The 10,056-nt window shown below is 39.8% G+C and carries 11 protein-coding genes; 1 reads left to right on the top strand and 10 read right to left on the bottom strand.

The genetic code is table 11. The annotated features are described in order from the left end of the window. Positions 1-366: 366 nt before the first annotated feature. The 3 genes from cas2 to cas1 are packed head-to-tail and all read right to left on the bottom strand — an operon-like array spanning position 367 to position 3,020. The gene (gene cas2 / locus Q0081_RS26710) at positions 367-855 is read right to left on the bottom strand and encodes a CRISPR-associated endonuclease Cas2 (protein ID WP_298360817.1); all 489 of its coding nucleotides are present in this window, start codon (positions 853-855) and stop codon (positions 367-369) included. Positions 856-883: 28 nt separating this feature from the next. Continuing rightward, positions 884-1,924 (bottom strand): CRISPR-associated primase-polymerase type B, encoded by a 1,041-nt coding sequence (locus Q0081_RS26705; protein ID WP_298360815.1) that lies wholly within the window; start codon positions 1,922-1,924, stop codon positions 884-886. Positions 1,925-1,931: 7 nt separating this feature from the next. After that, complete coding sequence (gene cas1, locus Q0081_RS26700) at positions 1,932-3,020, bottom strand: CRISPR-associated endonuclease Cas1 (RefSeq protein ID WP_298360813.1); 1,089 nt, start codon at positions 3,018-3,020, stop codon at positions 1,932-1,934. 73 nt (positions 3,021-3,093) lie between these two features. Between cas1 and Q0081_RS26695 the strand changes: the two genes are divergently transcribed. Continuing rightward, positions 3,094-4,062, top strand: a complete 969-nt coding sequence (locus Q0081_RS26695) for a YafY family protein (protein WP_298360811.1) — start codon at positions 3,094-3,096, stop codon at positions 4,060-4,062. Between the two features lie 407 nt (positions 4,063-4,469). On the opposite strand, the gene Q0081_RS26690 is transcribed toward Q0081_RS26695, so the two are convergent. From Q0081_RS26690 to Q0081_RS26660, 7 genes are all read right to left on the bottom strand, one after another. Then, on the bottom strand, positions 4,470-4,625 hold the full coding sequence (locus tag Q0081_RS26690) for a hypothetical protein (protein WP_298360808.1): 156 nt from the start codon (positions 4,623-4,625) through the stop codon (positions 4,470-4,472). A 28-nt stretch (positions 4,626-4,653) separates the two neighbouring features. After that, the gene (locus Q0081_RS26685) at positions 4,654-5,835 is read right to left on the bottom strand and encodes an ATP-binding protein (protein ID WP_298360806.1); all 1,182 of its coding nucleotides are present in this window, start codon (positions 5,833-5,835) and stop codon (positions 4,654-4,656) included. Positions 5,836-5,885: 50 nt separating this feature from the next. Beyond that, entirely contained in the window at positions 5,886-7,034 is a 1,149-nt protein-coding gene (locus Q0081_RS26680) for an ATP-binding protein (RefSeq protein WP_298360804.1), read from the bottom strand. Positions 7,035-7,180: 146 nt separating this feature from the next. Next, positions 7,181-7,528, bottom strand: a complete 348-nt coding sequence (locus tag Q0081_RS26675; RefSeq protein WP_298360802.1) for a hypothetical protein — start codon at positions 7,526-7,528, stop codon at positions 7,181-7,183. 16 nt (positions 7,529-7,544) lie between these two features. Further along, positions 7,545-8,696 carry a Card1-like endonuclease domain-containing protein gene (locus tag Q0081_RS26670; protein WP_298360800.1) on the bottom strand — a complete coding sequence of 384 codons (1,152 nt, stop codon included), beginning with the start codon at positions 8,694-8,696 and terminating at the stop codon, positions 7,545-7,547. Positions 8,697-8,707: 11 nt separating this feature from the next. Then, a complete protein-coding gene (locus Q0081_RS26665; protein ID WP_298360798.1) occupies positions 8,708-9,802 on the bottom strand; it encodes a Card1-like endonuclease domain-containing protein in 1,095 nt (364 codons plus the stop codon). Continuing rightward, the coding region (locus tag Q0081_RS26660; RefSeq protein WP_298360796.1) for a hypothetical protein at positions 9,802-10,056 on the bottom strand (255 nt) is incomplete at its 5' end. The genes Q0081_RS26665 and Q0081_RS26660, both read right to left, overlap by 1 nt.

Here is a 10,056-nt window from a genome sequence, read left to right as displayed (position 1 = left end):
TGAGCAAATAAAATGGTAGCATACACAATAAAATCGAGTGTCTTAATCCTTGTTCTGGTGGATTATGGTTTCTGAGACTCAAAAGTTTGTTATCAATGGAAGCTTTTAAGACGTCTTAATCCTTGTTCTGGTGGATTATGGTTTCTGAGATAGAAAAGTCAACTCCAGAAGCAGTGCGGTATTTGTCTTAATCCTTGTTCTGGTGGATTATGGTTTCTGAGAGCAGGGCTTGGCAAGCCTTTGATTGGTAGTACATTAGATTTTTAAATGTAGAATAGTTCATATATTTTATTGGTAATGCAATATAGTTTTAGGTACATAGGCTCCCTAAAGTAAGCTCTAAATAATGAGCTTTGCAAGGCATCCTCAAAAAAATAAGGTAGTCTTGGATGAAGTTTGAAGTTCTAACTCAAATGTTTTGCCAATACACAGCAGGCTATTGAGCATATCTTCCCCTACGGGCAGCAACATGATGGTGTCTTCGTTTTCGTAACATTGCTGAATTTCTCGTAACGTTTCGGCAATTTCTTGGTGCATTTTACGGTGTAATCTCGCAAAAAATACCGATTTCTGCACACGTAAGCAGCCTTTTTGTTCGAGATACTTAGCCACAGTACGCCGTATCTTGTTGTTTTCGATGTCGTACATGATAAAACAATACATTTCTTCGGAGCGTTTGGTAGGATTTTTCTTAAACCATTCGAGCAACTGTCCCAAATAAGTAGGAAGTTCGGGGGTGTCAGAAGGCAGTTCGGCCAATTGACTTTTCGATATACTTGGCAATCCTGCCCCGGCCCAAAGTTCATTTAACTTGGATAGGGTAAGTGGCGGCGGGTCTTTTTTCTTTCGGGGCATTGCTTAATCGAGAGGGAATAGTTCAAACTTAATGATCGGAAACAACAAGCGTATAGTCTGTATCGGTAGATGCCTCGGCAGGGAAAAGTAAGTTGTAAATACAATGGTAAAGTAAGTCAGCTATGGTTGGATCTGTACCTGTTTTGGGTGACCGTACCACCGAAAACCCTTTTTTTCCATAAAAAACATTGACCTCTGCCGAGCGTGTCCCCGACCTTACCATAAATTTCAAACCAAAATTAAGGGGTTGTACCTGTACCAATTCGAGCTTATTTTCCTGACACACCTCCCGCACCACGGGCTCTATCTGGTGCAACAGCTCGGGCACATGGGTTTGTTTTGGGAGACGTACGGGTGCATTGGGGTTTATCTTTCGCAAAACAGCCTGATAAGCAACTTCATTGATCGGGTTTTGAGGAGGTGAATCAGTTGGAGAAACAGTAGTTGATGCAGAGTCGAGCGGGTTGGAGTGGTCAAATGTCAGCATTGAGGTTGATAAATAGGCTTGCCATTGCACGGCTTTAGGCATAGGATTGAAATAGGCGTTGGAGTCGTGCGATAAAAAACAAGCCCGGGCAGCGTCGGAAGTACGCATATCTACACTTCCCTCCAAACGAATCCCTTCGGCAAATCGTGAGGCAAAGGCTCGATACGCCTCCGCATACAGTTTGGCATCGGTGCAGGGCGTATCCAACGGGAAAAATACTTTTAATCCTTGATCACTTGGAGATATAAACAGTAGTGCCACCGATTCGTTTTGGCAGATCTGCGCCTGTAAAGTACCGTCATTGAGCGGGCAATCGTCAATATCAATGATAAAAAAATGGGCAGCCAGTAAGTGCTGCGTGTGTCGCTTTCCCCCTTCAAATATGCTTCCCACTACGTAAGGGAGGCGAGTTTTGAGGCTGCGGTACGCCGTTTTGTCTAATTGGGCCAATTTACGCAGTCGCAAAACCTCCGTCTTTAAAGGTATGTCGGAAACGATAAGATGATGCACTTCCGATAGTGTCACCGTCGAAAGCACTTCGTTGGGGTCGGTAAGGCGGTGGCCGAGTGAGAGGGTTGTCATAATTATTTTAACCACCCTTTCCTTCACTGGGGAAAGGGCCGGGGATAGGGGTTGAGGCTACAAATCGTTTCATTTGTGCGGCAATTTTTTGGGCTTCCAACTCAATATGCGTCAGGCGGCTGCGGCTCAGGTTGTTGAAAAGGATGAGTTCTTCCAAATAATCGTTCACTGATTGGATCAAAATACGTTTGCCTGTCGTATTGAGCCAATATTGCCCGTTTTGTACCTCAAAAAACTCATCATACACCACCTCCTGTACGCACAAATGGCACACTACATAATCTGCCCAAGCCCGAAAAAGCTCAATAAAATCATACACCAATACGGGGCGGTTGTATTCATCGCGGTGCATGATGCCAATGGCCGGGTCGAGGCCCGCCCGAATGAGCGCACCCTCACACTGCCCATAAAGCATTCCGTACGCATAGTTGAGCAGGCAATTGAACGCATCCATGGCAGGATGCTGAGTACGTTTTTTGAAGCGGTATTTTTCGGGCAATACGCCCGACAACGCCTCAAAATACGCTCGACTCATGCTCCCCTCAAACCCCCGAAAACTCGCAAAACTGTCTTGTAAGTCGCTTGATTGGTGGTATTTAAACTTGTCTTTGATGCGTTCAATCGTTTTGGTTGCATCGGTCAATTTTTGGTTATCGTAATGGGCCTGTTTTGCCGGGCTGGTTTGAGAATCCAAATTGGCATTGGAGTGGGTCTGTAACAAAGCAGTCAACAATTGGAGTACTGCCAACTGATTGTCAGCCTTGCGAATCAACACTTGCTTTACCCATTCGAGGGCCTCCTTAGAGGTGGAAAAGGCCAATTGATTTTTACGAATGGTACTGATCGAGCCAAACCGATTTCCCCAGACGCGTCCTACTGGAAAACCCTTGCGGTCGACCAGTAACACGTCGGTGTCATGTTCAAGGGCCAAAATCATGGCTTCGTACGTAATCTTGGTAGCAGGATGCAAACAGATAGAGCGCACCTGATGCGCAGGTACGAAAGTTTCGCGCTCATCTGTGCGCACCCAGAAACGGCCGTTTTTGACCGAAAGACTCGCTCCCCGGCGATTAAGAATAAGTTGTGTAGTTGGCATAAGAGTTGAATAGTAGGCAAAAATTGACTTATTTAGTGCAGCCTATTTACACCTACACTAAATTTTACTGCTCATGCCCTTAGATAGAAACAAACTCCAGCGATTGCGCATCATCAACGACCTCATTGCTCGCAATACGCGACCCGGCTGGCGCGATATGGCCGAAGCCTGTATCAGCGAGCTAAGTTTGCCTACCCATGCCGATAGCTTACGCAGAACAATCTTCAACGACATAGATGACCTCAAAAACGCCCCCTTCTTTGCTCCTTTAGTCAGCGAGAAAGGCAAATACTCGTATACCGAACCGTTTTCGTTGCATAGTATCATCAATCCAAACGATGTCATCTTACTCAACGAGATTCAACTTCTGCTCAAGCAGTTTGCCTCATTGCCGCAGTTTAAGGGATTGGAGGAAATTCAACTTAAAATTGAAGAAAGAGCCGGCGGACGACAACCGGCCCTGATAGAATTTGAGAAAAATGATGAATATACCGGCAACCACCACCTACAGCCGCTCTACGAGGCCATCAGCCAACAAAAAGCCCTAAAAATCAATTACAAAGATTTTAAAGGTCAAATCACCCAACACACCTTGAGTCCTTATTTGCTCCGTGAGTACAAAAACCGTTGGTTTATATTTGGCTGGCAGCACGTTGAAAACAGCCTGTACAATTTAGCCCTCGACCGCATTCAGACGCTCCATTGGTCGGATTTTGCCTACATCCCTTCCCGCGTCGACATGAATCTGTACCTACGCGACGTAGTGGGAGTAACCCGTTTCCGTGATGTACTACCCGAAGCCATTGAAATTCGATTTCAAAAACCCCGCGCTTATTACGTCAAAACCAAGGCGTTGCACCATTCCCAAACCCTTGTTTCAGAAACTGAAACGGAGATGGTGTTTCGGTATTGGCTCATTCCTAACCCCGAACTCGAAACCGAAATCCTAAGCTACGGGGCCGATGCCGAAGTGCTGGCACCCGAGGGGTTGCGTCAAAAAATGCAAGGGCTGGTACGGGAGATGGGAAAGCGATATGCCTAAAAGGCTGCCATTTTAGGCATATCGTAGATATTGAGCCTACCCCAAGCGTATAGTTCTGTGTTAAGAAATAATGTTGGCATATTGAGGCAAACTCAAATAGTTCGGTTTTACTGGAAGCCAGCTCTGGATAATTCAAAAACCCGTTAGGCACTTTTCCTCTGATATATTGCTCGGCAATTGCTTGTAATTTTGTACCATCGTTTAGATGAATATGCCACCGTTTTCTGTTGTTAAAAGCCAAACGATTAGCTGCAATGTTTGTATGAAGAATTATTGAAAGAATATTATCCGAAGGCGTACTAATGCGACTTAGTGTTTGAAATGCTGATTCAAAATCGTAGGCATTAATAAATTCGCTCGCCAAATCAAGTGCATAATATTGATTAAAAAGGCGACGTTCAACGTTTTCAGAGTAATCTTGAAGGTAATTGATATACCGTTATTTCGATGTATTGCATCAATCGCTTGTCTGAAACGTATCTATCAATAGTAGTGAAGTAGCCATTAGTATCTTCTACGTACAAATTCCGATTACCGATATTGGCCAATAGTATTTTTTTCATCTGATTGATTTTTATAAATGAATATCCTCTAAAACAAACTTCCCCCCCACATAAAATCCTTGAAACCACTCTCTGGATAATGTCGTCCAATGAGCTGATAATCAATTATTTTGAGTAGTTTTGAGCGTTCCGCGAGATTGTTTAGGTCTTGTGGCGTACAGGTTTCTTTTACCTCAAAGGCTTTTTGTCGGTCCAAGATAAAATCTATTTCAGTACCTGCGCTTTGTTCAAAATATTGGATTTTCCCCAACTGCGCCAATTGATTGGCAATAGCATTTTCAAAAATTGCACCGCTACTAAGCTGTCCGCATACCTGTAACAAGCCTGTGTCTGAAAAATAGAGCTTCGGTTGCTTGCTGATTTCCTTGTCAATGCCACTTGTATAAGGAGTAAGCGTACGAATAAAATAGGTATATTCGAGCAGGTGCAGGTAATCTTTCACCTTGTTGCGATTGAGTCCTATCAAACTCGCAATTTTTGAGTAATCTACCCGACTTCCTACCCGATTGGCCAAAAGCAAAATGAGTTTATAAAGGCTGTCGCTCACCGAAAAATCGGATAATAATTTGATGTCCAATTCAATATAAGCATTCAAAATATCTTTAAGGTATTCTGTTTTATCGTCGGGAGAGTCGGCCAAAACCACCTCTGGAAACCCCCCAAACCGAATAAAATCTTGGTAATGTCCTTTCCAGATATCATAAAAAGTAAACAAAAAAGGCTTTAATCGCTCAGATTGCAGCCGTTGGGTATCTATCTCCTTAAACTGAAGGTACTCTTCAAAATCAAGCGGCCACATTTCAAAAATCTGTTTTCGTCCTGCCAAGCTTTCCGAAAAGTGATTTTTGAGATAAAAAGAACTCGAACCCGTCACCAAAAATTTGATGCTGTATGTATCATACAAGCTTTTGATGACGCTCGCACTGTTGGGTACGAGCTGTATTTCATCAATTGCCAACACGGCGGGCTGCTGCAAATCAAGCCCCAAAGCAACCAAACCACGCTCAATGTCATTGTAAGAAGGTTGATTGAACATCACCCGATTTTCGACCCTTTCAAAATCCAAATAAAGTGTATTGCTATGTTCGACCCGCTCCAGCAAATAACGCAACGCCGTAGATTTTCCGACCCGCCTCATACCCGTAATGACGGTTACCTGCTTTTTGGGCAAGTGTGCTAATAAACGAGAAAAAGATTTTCTAACGTGCATATATTAGTAATTTTTGCATAAATATAGTGCATAAATTCGAGTTGGTGCTTTTAAAGTGTCAATATATCCTCCAACTGTTCTACACCCAGCACCGTAGCTTCACTCCTTTTCTGGTATTCATTGCCGCCGTACACAAGGTGCAGTTGCGTATCGGGGGCTATTTTTTTGAAATAAGTGAGTCCTTTAAAAAAATCGTTATTGATGGTCTTACCCGATTTGATTTCTACCGCGTGTAGCTTCATGCCGTCTTGAATGAGCAAATCCACTTCGTTTTGATTACTGTCGCGCCAATAGTACAATTGAGGGCGGCGTCCTTGGTTGTAATGCATTTTCATTACTTCAAGAATGACCAAATTTTCAAAAATAGCTCCCTTGGCAAAATGCATTTGCAGTTCAGCTTCAGCGCGTATTCCTAACAAATAGCACAACAATCCTGTATCATAAAAATATACTTTAGGGGCTTTGGTGATGCGTTTGTTAAAATTCCTGTAGTAAGGCTGCAATCGAAACACGATGTAGGAAGCTTCTAATACCGAAGTCCACGCCTCTACGGTCTGACTGTTTACCCCCAAATCGTTGGCTATGCTCGACGCATTAAATACTTGTCCTGCCCTGCCTGCCATGAGATACAGGAAATTTTGGAATAACGAAAGACTCTGAATTTGAATCAATTGGCGTACATCTCGCTCGATATAGGTTTGGATATAGGTTGGAAAAAAATCTTCGGGTAAAATCTCCTTTTGAATGAGCCTTGGATAGCCTCCTTTAAACATAAACTGCTCGATAGGTGGCTTGTCAGGTAACTCAAAATACGAAAAAGGTAAAAGCGTTAACAGCGCGACTCTTCCCGCTAATGACTGCGTGATATTTTGCATCAACAAAAAGTTTTGCGAACCCGTTAACACGTATTCACCCGTTCGGTTTCGTTCGTCGGTAAATACCTGCAAGTATGAAAACAAATCAGGGACGTTTTGAACCTCATCCAAGATGACTCGGTTTTGGTACTGTTCCAAAAAGCTTCGCGGGTCGTTGTGGGCATATATCCGATTGTCGGGAAGCTCTACGTTTACGTATTGATAATCAGGGGCAAACAATTTAGAAAACGTAGTTTTACCTGATTGTCTCGGCCCAGAGATTGATACCATCGGATACTTGGTCAGCAGCAGTTGCGCCTTATCAGTTAATGCCCTCGGAATCATTTTATGTAAATTTAAAATTAAATTGTAAAATTACATAAAATGATTTAATCTACTGTTAATCAAGCCCCTAATCCTCTATTTTTATTTTCACAAAGCCGAAAACTGTACTATTATAGAAGGCGAATGGTCATCTTTTATCCATCAAGTCAATAGCTTCTAAACTGAACAAATTCAAATTTTGAAATTTTAATTCCGTTTTCTTCTGAGGCGATACGTTGTGTAGTGCTTGCTATGCACAATATTCCTTGAGATTTAAGAAGCGTAACCAACCGAAAAGTAAAAGTCATTTCGCCCATGATATGTACAGCAATGGGGTAAAATTTACGTACTTGATGTTCGTAGTCTTCTACCAGTAAATCTAAGCCTGCCGAATCTAAGGAAGGTGAAATTTGGGGAAAGGGCAAATCCTTCACTTCACCATAAAACTCAATAGCTTTAGCCCGCTGGTTATCACCCCATAAATGGTTAGGATGATTTGAAAGGTTTAGTAGCATAGACTATATATAAACTCTATATTTCTATCAATCTTTTGTTTAATTTTTCTTCATCTTTTATATCAGTCTCATGTATAACTTTAACTCCCAATATATCAGCTTTGTTCACCAAATCTCCATTGGTTAAATCTTCCAAAGTCATTAAATAAGAGGTAACATTCAGACCAAAATTTTTCTTTAATGCGGCTGCTTTATATACAGTCTCATTAAATAATTGAGTTATTTTACCGTCAGGCATTTTCATGCCTGTTTTACATTCAATTACAATAAATCTGTCATTTCGGACAATTACAACATCCAAATCATTAGTGTTTGTTATTTTGCTTTTTTCTAATTCAACACCTATCTTTATAAAATTATCATCTAAATTTAAAATTTGTTTAATCTTATAAAAGATAAATTCCTCAAACCAACCTCCAGTTAAAAATTCTATTTCTTTTTTCAACAGCTTTCCAGACTCTTTAGCTTCAAAATTGATTGAATTGAGGAAAGCATTTAAATTTTCTATCCTTTTACCCCTGTCACTTTCTGTTTCTTCAATTACATTTTCTACTTTTTCAATACTAATGGCTGATTTCCCCCTATAATGTCTCCTTAAATCATTTAATAAATTTAAATCAACTAACCCTTTAGAGAAAATATTAAAGAAATCGTAAACATAACTTTGTTCCTTTGAGCATTGTTTTGATTTAAATTTTATACCGTAGCCTTTCAAATAATCATCAATTGAAATTGGTTTTGAATCCAAAATTTCATCAGTATTAATTTTTTTGAAGTGTTTTGATCCAATCGGTGTATAATAGATTTGATCTGTCATATCCTTAAAAAACAAATAAGTAGATAATGACATCATTTTAGTGCCACAAGTAAGATGGATTGTGAACTTAGGATCATAATCTAACTCTTTTATTTTAGCTGTTAATTTATTACTAATGTCTTTTAAATCATCTTCGATAACTTTTATTTTTTCTGATTTATCGAAAATATTACAAGTTTCAATAATCCAATTTGACCTTGATTTACCTGGTTCAGCTATTCCATTACTTTCACCTTCAGAGTAAGATGTGGTAATAAACCAATATTCATCAAATGGGTTATTTGATTTAATGAAATTAATATTGGGAATAGTTTGGTCGCTAACTAATGATACTAAAATTTTTCTTGACATTATTTTTAAGTTTAAATTTTAAAATCATCCCTTTGAAATACTAAACTATCTACCAAGGTTATATTAAATGCACTGGCACGTCGTTGGAAAGTCTCATCAATCGTGTTTGCTTGTTGGTCACGCTTAATCAGATTTGTGAATAAATAAGCCTTCACACTGATGCCAAAGCCATTTTTATTATCCTTAATGGCAGCTAATTTATAAACGTAATCTTCAAAATCTTCTTTATTAAAAATTGTGGTTTTACATTCCAATACGTGAAGCACATTGTCTTTTACAAAGGCAACGTCCAGCTCATTATTGGTTTTATTATTGACAAGCCCTTTTGCAATAAAAGGCTCTTGAATACCAATTTTTTCTTTGATAAAGTAAAAACAATACTCTTCCCACCAACCGCCTGTAAGATATTGAATTTCCTCTTTAGTAATTCTATCTTCAAACGTCAATGAAAAGTCGATTTTACTTAAAAATGCTCGAAGTTCTCTTCGGTAAACGGCATCAATTCTATCAAAAATTATATTGTATCTTTCTTCTCTAATTTTTCGAATAATAGGCTCTTTTGACCATTCATACTCAAAAAATAGCGCTGTATATTCTTTTGATTTAGTCATCTTGAAAATACTGGATGAGTTGGTGATGGTTGCACCATACGAACCCAAAAAATCCGCAACGTTAATGCGATATAAAAGAGGTTCATCTCGTAAGCTTGCATCGATCGGTGGATATACCTGACGTAACACATTACTACCCATATTGAGATAGAACATTTTTACCTTAAACGGACTTTGAGAGAAAAATTGAAACGTACCCAAAGCCATTATTTTAGTGCCACCTGTCAGATTGATATAAAATTCATCCTCTTGCGTAAAAATGGCAGACAATGCAGTAAGGTTAGCGACGATTTGTCCAATATCATCTTCATCAATTTCGAGGTTGAAAAAATCATCCTTTCCAATCGCACAAACTGTTTTAATCCATGATAATTCTTCACTTACTTTTGATGTTGAGATAAAAATATGCTGATTGATAAGCCCTGCATATTCTTTGATAGGCAAAATATTTGGTAATGTTTGCCTACCTACGATTGACACTAAGTATTGGGCCATTACTGTTTAGTGGTGAGTTCATCATGTAATTTTTTTGCTCTTTCTTGTCCAAGCCATTCGGTTGCTTTTTTCCATTCTGGATTTGATTCAAATGGACCTCGAAGCCAAGGTTTTTTGGTCTTTTCTGATTCAAATTGAATTCTTACTATTTTCTCAACTACCTCTTTAAATTCAGCTTCAAACTTTACAAACTCCCCGTTGTCTTTGACTTTCTTTTCCCATCTGGGAGTTTCTTTCTTAAAGTTATCCCAATT

Origin of the sequence: Runella sp. (assembly GCF_027484545.1) — a bacterium.
Taxonomy (GTDB): Bacteria; Bacteroidota; Bacteroidia; order Cytophagales; family Spirosomataceae; genus Runella.
Note: the sequence above shows the minus strand (reverse complement) of the source record. Positions and strands in the feature narration are given on the sequence as shown.

What these genes read in the sequence shown, in the direction of transcription:
- cas1 (WP_298360813.1), bottom strand. Translation starts at nt 3,020, where the DNA reads ATGCCAACTACACAACTTATTCTTAATCGCCGGGGAGCGAGTCTTTCG.
- Q0081_RS26670 (WP_298360800.1), bottom strand. Translation starts at nt 8,696, where the DNA reads ATGTCAAGAAAAATTTTAGTATCATTAGTTAGCGACCAAACTATTCCC.
- Q0081_RS26665 (WP_298360798.1), bottom strand. Translation starts at nt 9,802, where the DNA reads ATGGCCCAATACTTAGTGTCAATCGTAGGTAGGCAAACATTACCAAAT.
- cas2 (WP_298360817.1), bottom strand. Translation starts at nt 855, where the DNA reads ATGCCCCGAAAGAAAAAAGACCCGCCGCCACTTACCCTATCCAAGTTA.
- Q0081_RS26685 (WP_298360806.1), bottom strand. Translation starts at nt 5,835, where the DNA reads ATGCACGTTAGAAAATCTTTTTCTCGTTTATTAGCACACTTGCCCAAA.
- Q0081_RS26695 (WP_298360811.1), top strand. Translation starts at nt 3,094, where the DNA reads ATGCCCTTAGATAGAAACAAACTCCAGCGATTGCGCATCATCAACGAC.
- Q0081_RS26705 (WP_298360815.1), bottom strand. Translation starts at nt 1,924, where the DNA reads ATGACAACCCTCTCACTCGGCCACCGCCTTACCGACCCCAACGAAGTG.
- Q0081_RS26675 (WP_298360802.1), bottom strand. Translation starts at nt 7,528, where the DNA reads ATGCTACTAAACCTTTCAAATCATCCTAACCATTTATGGGGTGATAAC.
- Q0081_RS26690 (WP_298360808.1), bottom strand. Translation starts at nt 4,625, where the DNA reads ATGAAAAAAATACTATTGGCCAATATCGGTAATCGGAATTTGTACGTA.
- Q0081_RS26680 (WP_298360804.1), bottom strand. Translation starts at nt 7,034, where the DNA reads ATGATTCCGAGGGCATTAACTGATAAGGCGCAACTGCTGCTGACCAAG.